The 19,060-nt window shown below is 72.8% G+C and carries 17 protein-coding genes; 9 read left to right on the forward strand and 8 right to left on the reverse strand.

Going from position 1 to position 19,060, the window contains the following annotated elements:
• The first annotated feature begins 94 nt into the window (after positions 1–94).
• The gene (locus CLT68_RS30320) at positions 95–949 is read left to right on the forward strand and encodes a hypothetical protein (protein WP_099856094.1); all 855 of its coding nucleotides are present in this window, start codon (positions 95–97) and stop codon (positions 947–949) included.
• Between the two features lie 158 nt (positions 950–1,107).
• A complete protein-coding gene (locus CLT68_RS30325) occupies positions 1,108–2,607 on the forward strand; it encodes a trehalose-6-phosphate synthase (protein WP_486482384.1) in 1,500 nt (499 codons plus the stop codon).
• A 31-nt stretch (positions 2,608–2,638) separates the two neighbouring features.
• Here CLT68_RS30325 and CLT68_RS30330 read toward each other — a convergent pair whose 3' ends face one another.
• The 6 genes from CLT68_RS30330 to CLT68_RS30355 all read right to left on the reverse strand — a co-directional run bounded on the left by CLT68_RS30330 (position 2,639) and on the right by CLT68_RS30355 (position 7,928).
• Entirely contained in the window at positions 2,639–3,436 is a 798-nt protein-coding gene (locus CLT68_RS30330) for an alpha/beta fold hydrolase (protein WP_099857809.1), read from the reverse strand.
• Between the two features lie 48 nt (positions 3,437–3,484).
• On the reverse strand, positions 3,485–4,891 hold the full coding sequence (locus tag CLT68_RS30335; protein WP_099856100.1) for a flavin-containing monooxygenase: 1,407 nt from the start codon (positions 4,889–4,891) through the stop codon (positions 3,485–3,487).
• A 116-nt stretch (positions 4,892–5,007) separates the two neighbouring features.
• Positions 5,008–5,700 carry an endonuclease/exonuclease/phosphatase family protein gene (locus CLT68_RS30340; RefSeq protein WP_088949432.1) on the reverse strand — a complete coding sequence of 231 codons (693 nt, stop codon included), beginning with the start codon at positions 5,698–5,700 and terminating at the stop codon, positions 5,008–5,010.
• Between the two features lie 12 nt (positions 5,701–5,712).
• Positions 5,713–6,660, reverse strand: a complete 948-nt coding sequence (locus CLT68_RS30345) for an ROK family glucokinase (RefSeq protein WP_088949433.1) — start codon at positions 6,658–6,660, stop codon at positions 5,713–5,715.
• A gap of 76 nt (positions 6,661–6,736) precedes the next feature.
• On the reverse strand, positions 6,737–7,441 hold the full coding sequence (locus CLT68_RS30350) for a hypothetical protein (protein WP_099856102.1): 705 nt from the start codon (positions 7,439–7,441) through the stop codon (positions 6,737–6,739).
• Positions 7,442–7,472: 31 nt separating this feature from the next.
• Positions 7,473–7,928, reverse strand: coding sequence for an SRPBCC family protein (locus CLT68_RS30355; protein WP_088949435.1), 456 nt, complete (start codon positions 7,926–7,928; stop codon positions 7,473–7,475).
• A gap of 188 nt (positions 7,929–8,116) precedes the next feature.
• On the opposite strand from CLT68_RS30355, the gene CLT68_RS30360 reads away from it, so the two are divergent.
• The 7 genes from CLT68_RS30360 to CLT68_RS30390 all read left to right on the forward strand — a co-directional run bounded on the left by CLT68_RS30360 (position 8,117) and on the right by CLT68_RS30390 (position 16,646).
• Entirely contained in the window at positions 8,117–9,931 is a 1,815-nt protein-coding gene (locus CLT68_RS30360) for an AMP-dependent synthetase/ligase (protein ID WP_099857811.1), read from the forward strand.
• A 14-nt stretch (positions 9,932–9,945) separates the two neighbouring features.
• Entirely contained in the window at positions 9,946–11,640 is a 1,695-nt protein-coding gene (locus tag CLT68_RS30365; RefSeq protein ID WP_099856104.1) for a sensor histidine kinase, read from the forward strand.
• A gap of 7 nt (positions 11,641–11,647) precedes the next feature.
• Positions 11,648–12,316: a response regulator transcription factor gene (locus CLT68_RS30370; protein ID WP_007072219.1), complete on the forward strand. Its 669-nt coding sequence runs from the start codon at positions 11,648–11,650 to the stop codon at positions 12,314–12,316.
• Between the two features lie 188 nt (positions 12,317–12,504).
• On the forward strand, positions 12,505–13,314 hold the full coding sequence (locus CLT68_RS30375) for an SAM-dependent methyltransferase (protein WP_088949437.1): 810 nt from the start codon (positions 12,505–12,507) through the stop codon (positions 13,312–13,314).
• 79 nt (positions 13,315–13,393) lie between these two features.
• Positions 13,394–15,052 (forward strand): putative bifunctional diguanylate cyclase/phosphodiesterase, encoded by a 1,659-nt coding sequence (locus tag CLT68_RS30380; protein ID WP_355161551.1) that lies wholly within the window; start codon positions 13,394–13,396, stop codon positions 15,050–15,052.
• Positions 15,053–15,385: 333 nt separating this feature from the next.
• Positions 15,386–15,970 (forward strand): TetR/AcrR family transcriptional regulator, encoded by a 585-nt coding sequence (locus CLT68_RS30385; RefSeq protein ID WP_099856106.1) that lies wholly within the window; start codon positions 15,386–15,388, stop codon positions 15,968–15,970.
• Positions 15,971–15,983: 13 nt separating this feature from the next.
• The gene (locus CLT68_RS30390; protein ID WP_088949439.1) at positions 15,984–16,646 is read left to right on the forward strand and encodes a lysophospholipid acyltransferase family protein; all 663 of its coding nucleotides are present in this window, start codon (positions 15,984–15,986) and stop codon (positions 16,644–16,646) included.
• Positions 16,647–16,660: 14 nt separating this feature from the next.
• On the opposite strand, the gene CLT68_RS30395 is transcribed toward CLT68_RS30390, so the two are convergent.
• Together CLT68_RS30395 and CLT68_RS30400 are read right to left on the reverse strand one after the other, a co-directional pair.
• A complete protein-coding gene (locus tag CLT68_RS30395) occupies positions 16,661–17,785 on the reverse strand; it encodes a glycosyltransferase family 4 protein (protein WP_088949440.1) in 1,125 nt (374 codons plus the stop codon).
• The gene (locus tag CLT68_RS30400) at positions 17,782–19,041 is read right to left on the reverse strand and encodes a M48 family metallopeptidase (RefSeq protein WP_099856108.1); all 1,260 of its coding nucleotides are present in this window, start codon (positions 19,039–19,041) and stop codon (positions 17,782–17,784) included. The genes CLT68_RS30395 and CLT68_RS30400 overlap by 4 nt, the downstream gene beginning before the upstream one ends.
• Positions 19,042–19,060 lie beyond the last annotated feature (19 nt).

Consider the following 19,060-nt stretch of genomic DNA (forward strand, 5'->3'; position numbering starts at 1 on the left):
TGCCCTGACGTGTCACGATTCAGAGCACGGCGTGCGGACGGGCGTCGAGGGGCGAAGTGGCCGCGCCGGAAGGCGCGTTAAGGGGGATGTCCGGGTGTCAGCGGGTGGGGCCCGCCGGGGACGGCGGGACAACGGGCTCGACGCGAACGAGTACGCCGTCGTCGGCGACGTCGATCCGCGCGTCGGTGAGCACCTGCTCGACGTGCTGGCCGCTGGCGGGATCGCCGCCTACCTGCAGCCCTCCGCCGACCTCAACCCGGTCACCCGCACGACCACCGTTCCGGCCCGGCCGGTCGACCGGCTCTACGTCGACCGTTCGCACCTGACCACCGCACGGGACTACCTGACCCAACTCGCCGACGAGACCACTCCGGAGCAGCCGCCAGCCCGCGACGAACCGGACATCGACGCCGAGTGGGCGCGCATCGTCGCCGGCTTCCACACCACCCCGACGACCGACGAGCACCCGTGGCCGGCCTCGGAGAACGTGGACGAACGGGACGCCCGCGACGAGTCGGCCGCCGGCCCGCTGGCCCGCTCCGGAGCCGACGAGCCGGGTCCGACCGCCACCGACGTGCGCCGGCTGCCGTCCGCGACCGACATCTCGGGAATCTCGGTGGGGCGCGGCACCCGGCCGGACGAGCCGTCACTCCTGGACGGGCTGGACACCTTCGGCGCCGACCTGCCCGACGACGAGGACGACGACGAGGGTTACCACCCACCCCCGCCGCCGCCGCTCCCCCGGTTCAGCAAGTACGCGGTGATTGGCGTGCTCGGGGTGGTCGTCGGGTTCATGCTCTTTCTCTTCCCCTGGCTGCTTCCGATCGACAAGTCGGCGGTCACCCTGTTCGGGTTCACCGGCATCCTGGCCGGTTTCGTCACGCTGATCTGGCGGCTTCGCCCCGGCGACGAGGACGAGGACGACCCGGACAACGGCGCCGTCGTCTGACCTCCGGCCCGCATCCCGGGACAGCACCGGCCCGCCGACGCCGTAACAGTGGTGTAACTTACTGTCAGTAGGAATACCGCTGTACGTCACTTCCCCCGCTGACTGACCGGTTTTCCCTTGCTCGCGGCGGTCAGTCTCTGCTGATCGGAATGCCCGAGATGCGACAAAGTTCCCTCGTGGTGGTGGCCAACCGCCTCCCCATCGACGACAGTCAGGCCCCGGACGGGGCCTGCGAGTGGCGACGCAGTCCCGGTGGGCTGGTCAGCGCGCTGCACCCACTTCTGCGGCACACCCCGGCGACCTGGGTCGGCTGGGCTGGCGGCACCGGCCCGGCCCCCGCGCTGCCGGACGTGGACGGCGTCCGGATGCACACCGTCGCGCTCACCCCGGAGGACCTGCGCGACCACTACGAAGGGTTCGCCAACGCCACCCTCTGGCCGCTCTACCACGACGCCGTGGAGCAGCCACAGCATCACCGTCGCTGGTGGGAGGCTTACCAGCGGGTCAACCAGCGCTTCGCCGAGGCGACCGCCGAGGTGGCGGAGCCGGGCGGGGTGGTCTGGGTGCAGGATTACCACCTGCAGCTGGTCCCCGGCATGCTCCGCGCGCTCCGCCCCGACCTGCGCATCGGGTTCTTCCTGCACGTGCCGTTCCCACCGCCGGAGCTGTTCATGCAGCTGCCCCGCCGAGCCGAGCTGCTGCGCGGCATGCTCGGCGCCGACCTGGTCGGCTTTCAGCGCGTGCAGGCGGCGCACAACTTTGCCCAGCTCGTGACCAGGGTGCTGGAGTTGCCCGCCACCGACCGCCGGATCGGCATCGACGACCGGGTCGTCCGCATCGGCGCGTTCCCGGTCTCCATCGACACCGCCGAGATGGGTGCGCTCGCCGCCCGCCCCGACGTGGCCGCCCGGGCCCGCCGGCTCCGGCAGGATCTCGGCGACCCGCGGCAGGTCATCCTCAGCGTGGACCGGATGGACTACACCAAGGGCATCGAGCAGCGCCTCAAGGCATACAGCGAACTGCTCGCCACCGGCGACGTCAAGGTCCGCGACACGGTGCTGGTGCAGGTCGCGATGCCGAGCCGGGAACGCGTCGGCCAATACCAGATCCTGCGTGAGCGCATCGAGCGCGAGGTGGGCCGGATCAACGGCGAGTTCGGCCGGGTCGGCGAGCCGGCGATCCACTACCTCACCCAGCCCTTCGACCGGGCCGAGCTGGCCGCGCTCTACCGGGTCGCCGACGTGATGGCGGTGACCCCGCTGCGCGACGGGATGAACCTGGTCGCCAAGGAGTACGTGGCCGCCCGCGTGGACGACACCGGCGCCCTGCTGCTCAGCGAGTTCGCCGGCACCGCCGCGGAGCTTTCCCAGGCGTACCTGGTCAACCCGCACGACCTGGAAGGGCTCAAGCAGGGCCTCCGCGCGGCGCTGCGGGCCAGCCCGGCCGATGTCACCCAACGGATGCGGGCCATGCGCGCCCACCTGCACGAGCACGACATCCGGGCGTGGGCCCGCTCCTACCTCCGGGCCCTGGACGAGGGCGGCGCCCTGGTCAGTCGCCTGTCCGGCACCGACACCAACCCCGACGGCGTGGCTCTGGTGCCGCGACCCGCCACCGCCCCGACCGCCAGCCCAGCCACCCACCAGGCCGGCGGCTGACCGACGGGGCCGCAGCGGCGCGCCCGAGGGCTCAGTGCGCCGGCGCGGGCTCCTTCTCCAGCCAGTCCAGGATCGCGTCGATCGGCTCCGCCCACCGCGCGTCCAGCATCAGGTCGTGGCCCATCCCGGGGAAGAGCAGCGGGGCCGAACCGTACCGGCGGGCCACCCGGGTCAACGTCGACGCCGGCACCACCCGGTCGTCCGGGCTGCCCAGCACCAGCACCGGAGGCGAGCCCACGGCCGGCTCGGCCTCCGGCTCGCCCAGCAGCGCCCACTGCGCCCGGCGGCCCGCCCGACCGAGACGTCCGACGTGGCGTCGGGCCTCCTCGTCGGGCAACTCACGGCTGAACAACTGAGCGCGGTTGAGCCGCAGCGGTCCGCCGAACACCGCCGGCAGCGTGCCCGCCGGGTTCCGGCGCAGCGCCGCACCCAGCACTCCCCAACCGCCGAAGACGGGTGCCACCAGCACTGCGCCCCGCGCCGGGTAGCGGGCCAACGCGTGCGCCACCACCAGGGCCCCGGCGCCGTGCCCCACCAGCACCGCCTGCCGCGGCAGGCTCGCGGCCACCTGGACCACATCATGGGCGTACGCCCGCAGCGTCGCGTCCGGCGCCGGCTCGCTGCCACCGTGCCCCCGCAGGCTCACCGCGTACGCCGGGAAGCCCCGCGACGCGGCGTGACCCAACCAGTGCTCGGCGAACGCCCACGCGCCGTGCCCAAACCCGGGTACGAAGAGCAGCGGCGGCCGCCCCTGCTCCAACTCGGGAAGGGCGCTGAGCACCTCCCGCCGCGCCGGCCGGACCGGGCGCGACCACTCCCGGCCTCGCATGATCCGCAGCTCAGTCACTGGTCTGCCTTTCGTCCGCGACCGGGGATCTCACTTGGCCTCCAGGTCGTGCAGGGCGCGCTGGATGGCGCGCAGGTAGTCGGCGTGACCGACCTCGAACCAGTGCCGGCTGCTCTCCTTGACCTGCCCGGAGTAGCGCTCACCGGCACGGTCACGCACCCGAGACGCGAACGCGGCGGCCCGCTCCGGCCGGTCCCGTCGAGCCCGCAGCAGGCGGGCGAAGAGCACCGTCTGCCAGTGCGACAGGGTGAACAACCCGGAGTCCGGCTGCAACAGGCCGGCGACCGCCAGCGTCGGGTGCCCCGGGGTGAACGCGTTGAGCCACAGCGTGGGCCGACCCGCGCCGGCGCTGTCACCGAACACCGAGGCGTCGAGGAACTCGAAGCGCGGCAGGTAGCCGGTGGCGAAGATGACCACCTCGGGGTCGATCTGGCGGCCGTCGGCCAGCTCCACCGCGTACGGGTGGAACCGGGCGATGTCCGGCACCGGGCCGATCGCGCCGTGGCCCACGTAGTAGACGAGCTGGCTGTTCGCGATGGGGTGCGTCTCGTACACCCGGTGGTCGGGTTTGGGCAGGCCGAAGCGGGTCAGGTCGCCGACGGTCAGGCGCAGCGTCCAGTGGTAGAGCCACTGCCGCACCCGCAGCGGCACGCGCAGCGCCAGCAGGGTGTCGTTCACCTGGTCGGCGGGGCGGCCGAGCACGTACTTCGGCGCGTACCAGTAGCCGCGCCGGGTGGAGTGCCAGCAGCGCGACGCCTGCTGGGCGGCCTCGACGGCGATGTCGCAGCCGGTGTTGCCGGCGCCGACCACCAGCACCCGCTTGCCGCGCAGCTGCGCCGGGTCCTTGTAGGACGAGGCGTGCATGATCTCGCCGCGGAACTCCTCCAGCCCTTCGTAGCGGGGCAGCTTCGGCGACCAGTTGTGACCGTTGGCGATCACCACGGCGGCGTACCGGGAGGTGCGCTCCGGGCCGTACCCGCCGGTGGAGCGGGTGGTGACGTCCCACCGGTCCCCCTCGGCGGGCTCGACCCGGATCACCTCGGTGCCGAACCAGATGTGCGAGCGCAGGTCGAAGTGGTCGGCGTAGCGCTCGAAGTACGACAGCAGCTGACTGTGGTGCGGGTAGTCCGGCCAGGAGTCCGGCATCGGGAAGTCGGGGAACTGGGTGAACGGCTTCGACGACAGCAGGTGGGTGCTGGCGTACACCGGGCTGCGGTCGTGTCGCCAGTTCCAGGCGCCGCCGACGCCGGTCTCCCGCTCGTAGCAGTCGACGCCGAAGTCGTGCTCGCGCAGGTTCTTGATGGCCGTCAGGCCGCTGGCCCCGGCCCCGATGACGCAGACCGTGTCGCCCCGGTCGGAGACCGGGCGACCGTCGCTGCTCAGCGCGGACGGGATCGCTTCGGGGTCGGGCCGGCCGTGGTCGGTGGAGGTGGACACCGAAACATCTCCTTTTGGTACGGCAGGCGTGCCGGTCGCCGCGAAATCCTCTCCACAACGGAGCCGGATGTCCAGCCCTGACGCGGAAGCGTCGACTGTCGAACCGGCGTCGGGGGTCAGTCGGCGTCGGGCAGCAGCAGGTCGACCAGGACCGGGAAGTGATCGCTGGCCCGGCGGGTCTGTGGGGTGTCCACCACGTCGTAGTCGACCACGGTGATCCGCGGGTCGACGAAGAGCGCGTCGATGCGTCGGCGAGGCTCGGCGCAGGAGTAGGTGAGCCGGTCCGCCCGGTCGGCCGCCACCGCGGCGTCGGTCAACCCGCGCGACACGGTCGCCCACGCCGGCCCGTCCGGGCCCTCATTGAGGTCCGCCCCGGCCAGCACCGGGCTGGTCGCCTCGTCCAGCCCACGCTTGAACTCGGCGGCCTGGGTCGGACGCTCACCCGGGTCGGTGGACAGGTGCGAGCCGGCGAGGGTGAACCGGGCGTCGCCGACCCGGCATTCGGCGTACGCGGCGCCGCGCAGGTGCCGGCCCGGGGTCAGCGGGAAGCGCTGGCACCGGGTGGCCCGCACCTGGACCCGCAGACTGGTCAACAGCAGGTTGCCCAGCGCAGGCAGGCCGCCGGCGGCCACCACCAGGCCGAACGACTCGGCCAGCGTGGCGGACTTCTGTCGCCACCGGAACCGGCGCGGCCCCTCCTGCACGATCACCACGTCCGGCCGCGCGGCCCGGACCACGGCCGCCAGCGCGGCGGTGTCGTCGCGCTGGCTGTGGATGTTGTACGACACGACCCGCAGCGGTACGCCCATCGGTGGACCGCCTCAGATCCGGCGGGCCAGGTCGGCGGCACCGATGACGCCGGCGCTGTTGCCCAGCTCCGCCGGGAGCACCTCGGCCACCGGCAGGCGACCACGCTGGGCGAGCGCGTCGAGGTACGCACGGCGGGTCGGGCCGAGCAGCAGGTCACCGGCGTCGATCACACCGCCGCCCACCACCAGGGTCTGCGGGTCGAGGATCTGCGCCATGTCGGCGAGGCTGGTGCCCAGCCACCGGCCGATCTGGGCGAACGCCTCGGCGGAGATCAGGTCACCGCCCTGCGCGGCGGCGGTCACCATCGGGCCGGTGATCGCCTCGGCCTCGCCACCGGCCAGGTCGAGCAGCGCGGTGGCCCGGTTGGGCTCCTGGCGGGCGCCGGCCCGGGCGAAGCGTACGAGGGCGCTGCCGCTGGCGTACTGCTCGATGCAGCCCAGCCGGCCGCAGCCGCACTGGTGCCCGTCCGGAACGGCCAGCATGTGGCCCAGCTCCGCGGCGATGCCGTGCGCGCCGCGCATCAGCTCGCCGCCGAGGACGATGCCGCCGCCGACGCCGGTGCCGATGGTGAACATGATCATGGAGTCGTCGGCGTCGCGGGCGGCGCCGTACCGGAACTCGGCCCAGGCGGCCACGTTTCCGTCGTTCTCCACGATCACCGGCAGACCGATGGCCTTGCTGACGTACTCGCGCAGCGGTTCGTCGCGCCAGGCCAGGTTGGGGGCGAAGAGCACTGTCGAGCGGCTGGCGTCGATCCAGCCGGCCGCGCCGATGCCCACGGCCTCGATCGTCCGCCCGGCTGCCAGCTCACCGACCAGCTCGATGATGACGTCGCGGGTCTTGCCGACGTCATCGGCGGGAGTGTCCCGTCGGGTCTGTACGAGGACCGTGCCGGTGTCGTCCACGACACCGCCGGCCACCTTCGTGCCACCGACGTCGACTCCGATGGTCAGCGTCACCGCTGCCGCCCCCTCTGCTGTGCCGTCCGGCCCGTGTCCCGGCGGCATGCCGGTCCGGGTCGGAAATGTCCCGCGCTCAGGCGCCGTCGCCCGATGCTTCCGCGTCGGTGTCGTCGGGCACCCGCGAGGCGGGCACCACGGGACGGGTGGTCGGTGCCGGTACGGTCGCCGACCCGGCCTCGTCGACGGGTGGTGCGGCGGCCGGGGCGAGTGGGTCCGCCGTCCGGGTGGCGACCGACCAGACATCCCGCTCCGGCGCCGGCTGAGAATCATGCCCGGTGCGGGTGGCATCGCGCCACACGTGGTGGTCACCGGCCGCGGCAGGCGGCTCGTCCGGGGCCGGCTGCGGGAGCACATCGTCGGTGCTCGCGGCCGGTGCCGGCGCGGTCCGGGTGGGTTGCTCGAATGGTGACTCGGAGGGGTTCGTCGAGGGCGGCTCCGCCGGGGAGAACGCGCGGAGCAGGCTGGCGACGCCCGCCGCCAGGTCTCCGGCGCCGGTCGCGAGACGTTCGGCGAATTCCGGACTCGGGTCACGCAACGCGGCGATGCCCCGACAGACCGGGCAGACGCAGCATTCGGCCGATCCGGTGGCGAAAGCACCTGCGGGGCCGGGACGCCCGTCCGGGCCGGCACTGTGACCGAGGACACCGGCCAGCACCCCGCCCAGCGAGCCGAACGCGCCGCCCGCCGAGCCTGCGGAGGCCAGTCGCGCCCCCGCCAGCACTGTGGCGACCAGCCGCTCCGCCTCTTCCCGGGCCGAACCCGGATCCGTTCCGCCCACCCTCGACTCCTCTACCGTGCCACCGGACACGTCACTGCGCCGCACCGGTTGCTTCTACCCGGCGCTTGAGCTGCTTCAACGCGGTGTCCATGATCATCTTCTCGGCTTTGCGGCGAAACATCCCGAGCATTCCCACCGACAGGTCGACCTCCAGCGTGTAGGTCACCGTGGTGCTGCCGTCCGGGTTGCCCACCAGGTCGTACGACCCGCGCTGGCTCTTCTGCATCTTCGAGGGCGCGACGAGGTGCCACTCGATGCGGGACAGGTCCTCGGCGTACTCGTAGGCGAGCACATACTCGTCGGCCATCACCCCCGCGTCGATGGTGAAGCGCACCTGGCTGGCGTAGCCGTCCTCGTACTCCTCGACGACCTCGGCGCGGCGCAACGCGTCGGTCCACTCCGGGTAGCGCCCGAAGTCGCAGATGACCGCCGCCACCCGGTCCGGTGCGGCGCCGATGATGATCGACTGGGTGGAGGAGTCCGCCATGGGGCGAGGCTACCCGGCGGGTACCCCCGGTGTGCCGCGCCGCCCCCGTCGGCACGTCCCGAGGCCCGCAGGCGGCCGGAACAGCCCCGGGCGTTGGCGGTGTGCCGGTGCTCACCAGGTAGGTTTCGACACAGCCGACACCCACGGGCGACGGCTGGCCCGACCAGTGCGAGCACGAAGGAGTGCAGGTGCGCGAGTTCTCCGTCCCGCCGATCGTCACCGTTGGCGACGCGGCCAACCTCACCGATCCGGTCTGGGACAACGCCGAGGTCGCGCCCGACGCCGTCCAGTTCGCCCGCCCAGCCGCGAGCGCCGACGGCGCCGTCACCGCCTGGACCGAGGTGACCTGCCTCCAGTTCCGGGACGAGGTGGCCGCCGTCGCCCGCGGGCTCATCGCCGCCGGCATCGAGCCCGGTGTCCGGGTCGGCCTGATGAGCCGCACCCGCTACGAGTGGACGCTGCTCGACTACGCCATCTGGACCGTCGGCGCGGTCACCGTGCCGATCTACGAGACCTCCAGCGCCGAGCAGGCCGCGTGGATCCTCGAGGACTCCAACGCGGTCGCCGTCGTGGTGGAGACCGAGGCGCACGCGGCCCTGGTCGCCGGCGTCCGGCACCGGCTGCCCGAGCTGGACCACGTCTGGCAGATCGACCGGGGCGGGGTCGACGAGCTGGTCACCAGCGGTGCCAGCGTCGAGCTGGCCGAGGTCGAGCGGCGGCGCAAGGCCGTCCACGCCGGCGACCTCGCCACGATCATCTACACCAGCGGCACCACCGGCCGCCCCAAGGGTTGCGTGCTCACCCACCGCAACATGTACGCCGACATCGCCAACGCGATCCCGGTGCTGCCGAACCTGTTCAACCCCGGCGCGAGCACCCTGCTCTTCCTCCCGCTGGCGCACGCCTTCGCCCGGCTGATCCAGATCGGCGTCGTGCAGGCCCGGGCCACCATGGCGCACTGCGCCGACACCAAGAACCTGGTCGCCGAGCTGCAGGAGTTCCGGCCGACCTTCGTGCTCTCCGTACCCCGGGTGTTCGAGAAGGTCTACAACGCGGCCAAGCAGAAGGCCGAATCGGACGGCAAGGGGCGCATCTTCGCCCGCGCCGAGCAGGTCGCCATCGCGTACAGCGAGGCTCTGGAGACCCCGGGCGGGCCTGGCCTGGCGCTGCGCGCCCAGCACGTGGTCTTCGACCGGCTGGTCTACCGCAAGCTGCGCGCCGCGCTCGGCGGCCGGTGCCGGGACGCGATCTCCGGCGGCGCACCGCTCGGCGCCCGGCTCGGGCACTTCTTCCGCGGCATCGGCGTGACGATCCTGGAGGGCTACGGCCTCACCGAGACGTCGCCCGCCGCCGCGGCGAACCTGCCGGACGGCACCCGGATCGGCACCGTCGGCCGCCCGCTGCCCGGCGTGACCATCCGCATCGAGGACGACGGCGAGATCCTGATCTCCGGCGAGTTGATTTTCCAGGGCTACTGGGGCAACGAGACGGCGACCGCCGAGGCGATCAGCGCCGACGGGTGGTTCCGCACCGGCGACCTGGGTCACCTCGACACCGACGGTTACCTCACCATCACCGGCCGCAAGAAGGAGCTGATCGTCACCGCCGGCGGCAAGAACGTCGCCCCGGCGGTGCTGGAGGACCTGGTCCGGGCGCACCCGTTGATCAGCCAGTGCGTCGTGGTCGGTGACGCCAAGCCGTTCATCGCGGCACTGGTCACCGTCGACGAGGAGGCGCTGCCGGCCTGGCTGCAGAGCGCCGGGATGCCCGCCGACACCACGGTCGAGCAGCTACGCGAACACGAGGGCCTGCGTCAGGAGATCCAGACCGCGGTCGACACGGCGAACCAGGCCGTCTCCAAGGCCGAGGCGATCAAGGTGTTCCGGGTCCTGCCCCGCGACTTCACCGAGGCGACCGGCGAACTGACCCCGTCGCTCAAGGTCAAACGCCAGGTTGTCCACAAGACGTACGCGGCGGAGATCGCCGATATCTACCGAGGCTGACTACCATCCGTCACGTGCCCGCATCCACAGCAACCGCACCGCACCCGCATCCCCTCGCCGCGGCCGCCCGCCTGGTGATGCTGGCGCTGATCGCCGTCCTGACCCTTTTCGCCACCCGTGACGTCGGCCAGCTGTGGTGGATCGCGTTGCTGGCGGTGGCCGGGCTGCCGTCCCTGCTCGCCCCGCAACACCGGCTGATCGCGCCGCTGAGCCGGGTGGCGGAGGTGGTGGTGCTGGGCCTCGCCGCGAGTCACGTGGCGGCGGTCGCGTCGATCGGCGGCACCGTCGACGGCCTCGGCGCCTCAGCGGTGCTGCCCTACCTGGCGGTCCCGGTGACCGTCACCGCGCTGCGCCGCCGCTTCTCCGAGGGCACCGCCCTGCTCGCGGTCACCGCCGCCACCCTGCTGGTCAGCGGCGCGCTGACCCAGGTCGACGGAGGGCCCCAGCTCGGCCAGCTCGGATACCTCGCGGTCTGCGCGCAGTGGCTCATCCTGGCGGCGCTGGGGCTCTACGCCGCCGGCACCCTGCACCGGCTGATGGCCGTCCGCAACGAGGGCAAACCCCAGCCGTACGCCGAGGCCACCCGACTGCTCACCCAGCTGCGGACGGTCGCCCGGCAGCTGCCCGGGGCCACCCTGGATCCGGGTGGCATCTCCGAGCACCTGCTGGAGGAGTTGCGCACGGTGGCCCAGGCCGACCGGGGCGCGGTGCTGTCGGCCAGTGGCGGCGGCCGGCTCGTGGTGCTCGCCCAGGCCGGCGTCGACCGGGTGGACTGGGAGACGACACTCGACGCGGACTCGGCCATCGCCGACGCCTGGGCCAGCCAGCAGGCCACGACGGCCGCGCGCTCGCAGTCCCGCTCGCACCGTGGCGGCGACGTGTCCGCGCTGATCGTTCCGCTGGTCGCCGGGGTGCGCACGGTGGGGCTGGTGGTCCTGGAGGCGGACGCCGCGCACGCGTACCCGCCGCCGGTGGTGTCCCGGGTGACCGCGCTGACCCGCCCGGCCGCGCTGCGGCTGGAGGCGGCGCTGCTCTTCGATGAGGTGCGTTCACTCGCCACCAACGAGGAGCGGCAGCGGCTGGCCCGGGAGATCCACGACGGGGTGGCGCAGGAACTGGTGATGGTCGGCTACGGCATCGACAACGCACTGGCCACCGTCTTCGACGACGCGGACGAGACCGCCGAGGCCCTGCGTACGCTGCGCGCCGAGGTGACCCGGGTGATCCAGGAGCTGCGGCTGAGCCTCTTCGAGCTGCGCAGCGAGGTGGACCGGCAGGGCGGGCTGGCCGCGGCGATCGCCGAGTACGCGCGCACCGTCGGCGCGTCCGGAGGGTTGCGGGTGCACCTCTCGCTGGACGAGTCCACCGCGCGGCTGCCGGCCGCCACCGAGGCCGAGTTGCTGCGCATCGCCCAGGAGGCGGTGACCAACGCCCGCAAGCACGCCGGAGCCTCGAATCTGTGGGTCACGTGTGAGGTCGACCCGCCGTATGCACAAATAGAAGTGTCGGATGACGGTCAGGGGATGGCTGACCAGCGCCCCGACGGACGGTACGGTCTTGCGATCATGGCCGAGAGGGCGGAACGTATCCGGGGCCGGTTGGAGATCAGGCCGCGGCAACCCAGCGGCACGACCGTGGCGGTGGTTCTCGGCACCTCGGCCCGGCGAGACAACGTGCGCGACAGCGCAGCACCATCAGAAGGGGAGTAACCCGAGGATGACCACAAGTCCGACACCGGCCACCCGCACCAAGGTCCTCCTTGTCGACGATCATGACCTGATTCGCAAGGGCCTGCGGCATGCCTTCGAGCGCGACCGCCAGTTCGAGGTCGTCGGTGAGGCGGCCACGGCGGCGGAGGGCGTACGCCAGGCCGGCGCCCTGCAGCCGGACGTGGTGATCATGGATCTGCGGCTGCCCGACGGCAGCGGCCTGGAGGCCACTCGCGCGCTGCGCAAGTCCAGCGCGTCGATGGGCATCGTGGTGCTGACCATGTACGCCGGCGACGACCAGCTCTTCGGCGCCCTGGAGGCCGGCGCGAGCGCCTTCGTGCCGAAGACCGCCCCGGCCGACGAGGTGGTGGCCGCCGCACGGCACGCCGCCTCCTCCCCCAGCGCGTTCACCGCCGCCGACCTGGCTGAGGCCATGAAGCGTCGGCTCGCCCCGTCCGGCCCGCAGTTGTCACCGCGGGAGGGGCAGGTGCTGCGGCTGCTCGCCGACGGAATGAGCGTGGCGGGCATCGCGAAGCAGCTGTTCGTCAGCGAGTCCACGGCCAAGACGCACATTTCCAAGCTCTACGAGAAGCTCGGCGCGGCCAACCGGGCTCAGGCCCTGATGACCGCACTCCGGCTCGGCCTGCTCGAGGCACCGGACGCTCCCAAGTTCTGACCTGTCCCCGCTCGTCGAGCGGGACGTCGCGACCGACGGTCCGCGCCAGCTTCGGCCAGGCGCGGACCGTCGCGTATCGACCGACGTCGGCGGGCAACCTCCGGCGCGCTATGGTCTGGCGTGCGTGGCGGGTGCACAATACCCGCGCGGGCGACGACGCTCGCGTCGCGGATTCGAGGGGTTGACGCATGCAGCGGCCGGACTGGGCACCCGACACCATCGACATCGAGCGCCCGAGCGTCGCGCGGATGTACGACTACTATCTCGGCGGCTCCCACAACTTCGCCGCTGACCGAGCCGCGGCGCAGGCGATGGTCGCGGCGGTGCCGGAGGCGCCGCTGATGGCCCAGGCCAACCGGGCGTTCCTGCGCCGGGCCGTGCACCACCTCGCCGAGGCGGGGATCCGGCAGTTCCTGGACATCGGCTCGGGCATCCCGACCGTCGGCAACGTGCACGAGATCGCCCAGCGGCTCGACCCGCAGTCACGGGTGGTCTATGTGGACGTCGACCCGGTGGCCGTGGCGCACAGCCGCGAGATCCTCGCCGGCAACGAGCGGGCCGTGGTCGTCCAGGAGGACCTGCGGCGCCCGGAGGCGATCCTGGCCCACCCCGACGTCCGCAAGCTGCTCGACCTGAGCCAGCCGGTCGCCGTGATGGTCGTGGCCGTCCTGCACTTCGTCTCCGACGACGACCGACCGGCGGAGCTGCTGCGGACGCTGCGCGACGCGTTGGCCCCCGGCAGCTACCTCGTGCTGTCGCAGGCCAGCGACGACGGGCGCAGCGACGACGAACGCGCCGAGGCCGAGCGGGTCTACCGGCGTACCGACAACCCGTTGTGGGTGCGCAGCCGCGCCGAGTTGACCGAGTTGTTCGACGGGTTCGAGCTGCTCGACCCCGGCGTGGTCTGGGTGCCCGAGTGGCGACCGGACACCCCGGAGAGCGCGGAGGACGCCGAGCGCGCGGTCTTCATGGGCGGCGTCGGGCGACTCGGTGACTGAGCTGCCCGAGGTGGCCACCCACCCGGGCACGTTCGCGCGCGCCTGGGCCAAGGCGGTCTCCGGCACCAGCTACCTGCCGATGACCCAGGCCCAGCTGGAAACCCTGCTACACCGGCTCACCGGGCAACTGGCCGGCGCGTTGCTCACCGAGCCGTTCGACCTGCGTGCCGGGCACCGGGTCGGCGCCGAGCTGGTCGCCGCGCACATCGCCTCCGCGGAGGGCCTCGGTCGTACCGTCGAGGTCATCCAGCTCCGCCTTGTGCGCGACCTGGGGTTGGTGGCCGAGGACGTCGAGGACCGGATGGCCCGGCTGCTCGCGGCGGTGGCGACCGGCTACGCCCGCGCGTTGCGGGACCGGACGCTCGACGAGCAGGAGTCGATCCGCCGGGCCGCGATGAGGGCCCGCACCCAGGCCGAGCGGGCGCTGCGGGCCAGCGAGGCCCGGTTCCGGCATCAGGCCACCCACGACCCCCTCACCGGCCTGCCCAACCGGACGCTGTTCACCGAGCGGCTCACCGCCGCGCTGAACGAGCCGGGCCGGGGCGCGGAGCGGGTCGGGGTGTGCTTCCTGGACCTGGACCGATTCAAGGTCGTGAACGACACCCTGGGGCACCAGGTTGGCGACCATCTGCTGGTCACCGTGGCCGAGCGGTTGTGCAAGGCCATGGGTGAGCACCTGCTGGCCCGCCTGGGCGGGGACGAGTTCGTCATCCTTGTGGAGCGCAGCGGCGGCACCGACGACATGCTGGAGGTGGCCGAGACCGCCCTTGCCGCGGTGCGGGCACCGGCGCTGGTCGACGGGCACGAGCTGCAGATCTCGGCGAGCATCGGCATCGTCGAGCGCCAGGTGGCCGGTGCCAACCCCAGCGACCTGATGAGGGCCGCCGACAGCACGCTGCACTGGGCGAAGGCCGCTGGCGGGGCCCGCTGGGCTCTCTACGACGCCGAGCGCAACCAACGTGAACTGGCCCGGTACGCGCTCTCCGCCGCCATCCCAGCCGCCCTGGAACGCGGCGAGTTCTACCTCGACTACCAGCCGCTGACCTCACTGCGCGACGGCAGCCTGGTCGGCGTCGAGGCGCTGGTCCGTTGGCGGCACCCTGAGCTGGGTGTGCTTCGACCGGACAGCTTCATCGGGTTGGCCGAGGAGACCGGCCTGATCGTGCAGCTGGGTGGGTGGGTGCTGGCCGAGGCGTGCCGCGAGGCGGAGGCCTGGTCGGCCGGTGGCGCCGCCGCACCGTTCGTCAGCGTCAACCTCGCGGTACGCCAGGTGCACCGGCCCGGGCTGGTGCAGGAGGTCCGCGCGTTGCTGCGGCAGACCGGCCTACCGCCGGAGCGGCTGCAACTGGAGATCACCGAGAGCACGATGATGAGCACCGCCGAGGAGCCGGTACGCGCCCTGCGGGTCCTGGCCGACCTCGGAGTGCGGATCGCCATCGACGACTTCGGCACCGGCTACAGCAACCTTGCGTACCTGCGGGACCTGCCGGTGACCGAGCTGAAGGTGGCCGGGGAGTTCGTGGCCGGCCTGCGGTCGCCGTCGGTCGGTCGCACCGACGAGCGGATCCTCGCCTCGCTGGTCTCGCTGGCGCACGCGCTGGACCTGACCGTCACTGCCGAGGGCGTGGAAACCGCCGGGCAGGCTGAGCGACTGCGGGCGATCGGCTGCGACGCCGCCCAGGGCTGGCACTTCGGCCGCCCGGCCCCCGCCGATCGCATCCTGGCCCGCATCCGCTGAACCTCGGGCCGCGGCGGCCGGGCATGATCCACTCGTCTTCCATGATGGCGGGGTATCCCTGGCATCAGGACACCGCGACTTTTTGAAACCGGAGTGGATCACGTGAGGGAGTGATCGAGGCTCCCCGTCCGGTATCTCCATTGAGCCTGATGCCTGTGCGTCATCTTGATGACTCACAGGCATCAGGCTGACTCCCACGTCCCCGCAGCCCACGACACGCCGCCCGATGATGGCTGAGCAGGCCCCACCGATGAGCCCAGGGAACAGCGCGCGCCACCGACGCGCCCCGCGCCCCGAGTAGACAGCGTCTACGGATGCTGGTAGACACTGTCTATGGACGGGGGCGAGAACGGGCTGCGGGCGCGGCTGGTCGCCGTCGGGGTGGACCTGGTGCTCAGCGAGGGCCAGTCGGCCGTGTCACTGCGGGAGATCGCCCGCCGCGCCGGGGTTTCACACGGCGCCCCGCGCCGCTACTTCCCCACCCACGTCGACCTGCTCTCCGCCATCGCCCGGGAGGGCTTCGCCGACCTCACCGCCCGCGTCGAGGAGACGATGCGCGACGTCGACCCGGACCCGCGTACCCGATTGACCGCGCTGGCCCGGACGTACCTGGACTTCGCGGCGGCCCATCGCGGCATGTTCGAGCTGATGTTCCGTCACGACCTGCTGGACAGCGGCCGGCTGCGGCTGCGCGAGACGAGCCTGCCGCTGTTCGACGTGCTCGCCGACCTGGTGGCCCAGGTACGCCGGCCGACCGACGCCCCCGCGCCGGTGCTCGCCGGCGCGCTCTGGGCAAACCTGCACGGCATCGCCCAGCTCTGGGCCTGGGGCAGCCTGCCGCTGGCCACCGGCGCCACCGAGGACGACACCCTGCTGCGCGCCGCGCTCGACGCCCATCTCGGCCCGAACCCCACCTGAACCCGGAGAACACGTGCCCCTGCTGTACGACCTCACCAAGCTGACCGTCGGCACCACGCTGCGGCTGGGCTGGCGGCCCCGCGTGGAAGGGCTGGAGCATCTGCCCCGGCACGGCGGCGCGATCCTCGCCGGCAACCACCTGTCCGTCGCCGACGAGTTGTTCCTCGTCACCGCGGCGCCCCGACACGTGACCTTCTGGGCCAAGGCCGAGTATTTCACCGGCCGAGGTCCGGGCGGCTGGCTCAACCGGCGCATCGTCGCCGGCATGGGTGCCATCCGGGTCGACCGCGCCGACGGCCGAGCCGCCCTGCGCGCCCTCGACGCCGCCGTACCGGTGCTGCGCGCCGGCGGCCTGGTGGCCGTCTACCCGGAGGGCACCCGCTCGCCGGACGGACGGCTCTACCGGGGCCGCGTCGGGATGACCCGCCTGGCCCGCGACGCCGAGGTGCCGATCATCCCGGTCGGCGTGACCGGCACCGCCGAGGTGCTGCCGGTCGACGCGCGGCTGCCCCGCCGGCACCCCGTCACCCTGCGGTTCGGCCCGCCGATCCCGGTCGCCGAACGGATCAACGGGCCACGCGACATCCGGACGGTCACCGACGAGGTCATGGCGGCGATCCAGAAGCTCACCGGCCAGGAGTACGTGCCTCGCTACGCACCGACCCGGGAGAGCTGAGCACGGCGCTGCGGTCAGCCGGCGAGCAACGCCGCCATCCGGTCCGCCTGCGCCTCCCAGCGCCACTCCCGCTCCACCCACGCCCGGCCGGCAGCACCCAGCTGGCGAGCCAGGTCCCGGTCGGCGAGAAGCCGGGCGACCCGGTCGGCGAGCTGCGCGACGTCCCGGCCGCGGACGACGTAGCCGGTCTCCCCCTCACGGACCGCGTCCGGCGCGCCGCCGGAGTCACCGGCCACCACCGGCAGGCCGGTCGCGGAGGCCTCCAGGTAGACGATGCCCAACCCCTCCACGTCGAGACCGCGGTTGCGGGTGCGGCAGGGCATCGCGTAGACGTCGCCCGCCGCGTAGTGCGCCGGCAACTCGGCCGACGGCACCGAGCCGGTGAACACGACGTCCCTTTCCACACCGATCTGCCGGGCCAGCTTCTCCAGGGTGGCCCGGTACGGCCCGCCGCCGACGATCAGCAGCGCCGCCTCGGGCACCCGGCGACGGATCTCCGGCAGTGCCCGGATCAGCATGTCCTGACCCTTGCGCGGCACCAGCCGGGACACGCAGACCACCACCGGCCGGTCGGTCAGCCCGAGCCGGGCCCGGACCTGCTCACCGTCCACTGTCGGGTGGTAGGTGTCCACGTCGACCCCGGGCGCCAAGCGGCGGAGCTCGGTCACCCCGTCCAGCACGCGGGCCAACCGGCTGCGGGTGTACTCGCCGAGGTAGGTGGTGACGTCGACGCCCCGACCGATGCGCCGCAGCGCCGGCCGGGCCGCCGGCAGCGCCGCCCAACCGACCTCGTGGCCGTGGGTCTGCGCCACCACCCGGCGTACGCCGGCCCGCCGCCGCAGACCGGCGGCGAGCAACCCCAACGGCGCTGCCGCACCGAACCACACCGTGTCGCAGTCGTATGCGCGAGCCAGCCGCGCCGCCCTGCGGGCGATCAGCGGGGTGGGCAACAGCACCCGGGTGCGCTCCCGGATCACCTCGAACGGCTGGTCGGCGTCGAACTTCGCGGCACCGCGCCAGCTCGACGCGTACACGACCACCGAGCCGGCCGGTTGACGCACCGCGAGGTTGTGCACGAAGGACTGGATCCCGCCCGGGCGGGGCGGGAAGTCGTTGGTGATCAGCAGTGTGCGGCTCATCGGCCAGACTCCCGGGCGTACGCGCGGGCGGCGGCGATCCGCTCCACGGTGGACGGATGCGAGGCCGAGTAGAGGTATTCCCAGCGCGGCGGATCGGGGTCGCCGAGGTTGACAGAGCCGAGCCGGCGCTGCATCGACTCGAAGGCCTCCGGGTCGCGGGTGAGCGCGAGCGCATGGGCGTCGGCTCGTGCCTCCACCCGCCGCGACATCAGTGCCTGGACCGGCGCGGCGACCAGCCCGGCCACCGTGACGAGGGCCAGCAGCAGCGGGAACGCGCTCGGTTGGGCGACCGAGTCGACACCGGCCAGCCGTAGCAGCGGCCCCCACGAGCCGAGCAGGTAGAGCGCCACCACCGCCGCGGCGGCACCCAACGCCCCGGTCAGCGTGCCGGCCGCCACGTCGGAGTCCTTGGCGTGCCCCAACTCGTGCGCCACCACGGCTGTCACCTCGGCTGGGGTCGCCTCGGTCAGCAACGTGTCGTAGACGACGACCCGCCGCGTCGGGCCGAGACCGGAGACGTACGCGTTGACCGCCTTGGTGCGCCGGGAGGCATCGGCGACCAGCACGTCGCGCACCGGCACCCCGTCGCGGGCCGCCATGCTCATCAGCTCGGTGCGCAGCTGGCCCTGCTCCATCGGGGTGAACCGGTTGAACACAGGCTCGACCAGCACCGGCAGCACAAACGACAGCAGCACCACCAGCAGCGCCGCACCACCCGCGCCGAACGCCCACCACCAGCGCGGCGCGAGCCGGATGACCGCGTAGAAGCCGAACAGCGCCACCGCGCCGATCACCGCGCTGACCGCGTACGACTTGAGCAGGTCGACCGCCCAGCCGCTCCAACCGTTGGTGCTCAACCCGTAGCGGGTGAGCACGCTCTGACGCCAAGCGGCGAACGGGAGCGTGACGAGGTCGGCGACGAGGACCACAGCCAGCCCACCCACCACGGCCTGCGCGGCCCAGTGCCCGCCGAAGGGCCGAGCCACCAGCTCGATCAGACGGCTGCCCAGCGGGGTGAGCCCGAGCGCCAGGGCGACCAACAGCCCGACGGCGAGCGCGGTGTAGCCGCCGGGGCGCAGCGCGGCCCGGAACTCCCGCCCCTTGGCCACCTGCTCCGCCGGCAGGTCACCCAGCGCGGCGAGCTGGTCGGCGCGGGGTGCCGGAGGTCGGTGCCACGGAATGAGCAGCGCGGCGATCACGACCAACGCGACGGTCAAGCCGGCCAGGGTCAGCAACGCCCACCCGCGCGGGGTCACCGCGTCACCACCCGTCGTA

This window comes from Micromonospora sp. CNZ299 (genome assembly GCF_002754415.1).

Excerpts from the sequence above, each read along its gene's own strand:
- CLT68_RS30330 (WP_099857809.1), bottom strand. The coding sequence starts at position 3,436 with ATGCGAGGCCGGGAGTGGTCGCGCCCGGTCCGGCCGGCGCGGCGGGAG.
- CLT68_RS30375 (WP_088949437.1), top strand. The coding sequence starts at position 12,505 with ATGCAGCGGCCGGACTGGGCACCCGACACCATCGACATCGAGCGCCCG.
- CLT68_RS30340 (WP_088949432.1), bottom strand. The coding sequence starts at position 5,700 with ATGGGCGTACCGCTGCGGGTCGTGTCGTACAACATCCACAGCCAGCGC.
- CLT68_RS30380 (WP_355161551.1), top strand. The coding sequence starts at position 13,394 with ATGACCCAGGCCCAGCTGGAAACCCTGCTACACCGGCTCACCGGGCAA.
- CLT68_RS30395 (WP_088949440.1), bottom strand. The coding sequence starts at position 17,785 with ATGAGCCGCACACTGCTGATCACCAACGACTTCCCGCCCCGCCCGGGC.
- CLT68_RS30325 (WP_486482384.1), top strand. The coding sequence starts at position 1,108 with ATGCGACAAAGTTCCCTCGTGGTGGTGGCCAACCGCCTCCCCATCGAC.
- CLT68_RS30370 (WP_007072219.1), top strand. The coding sequence starts at position 11,648 with ATGACCACAAGTCCGACACCGGCCACCCGCACCAAGGTCCTCCTTGTC.
- CLT68_RS30355 (WP_088949435.1), bottom strand. The coding sequence starts at position 7,928 with ATGGCGGACTCCTCCACCCAGTCGATCATCATCGGCGCCGCACCGGAC.
- CLT68_RS30385 (WP_099856106.1), top strand. The coding sequence starts at position 15,386 with ATGGACGGGGGCGAGAACGGGCTGCGGGCGCGGCTGGTCGCCGTCGGG.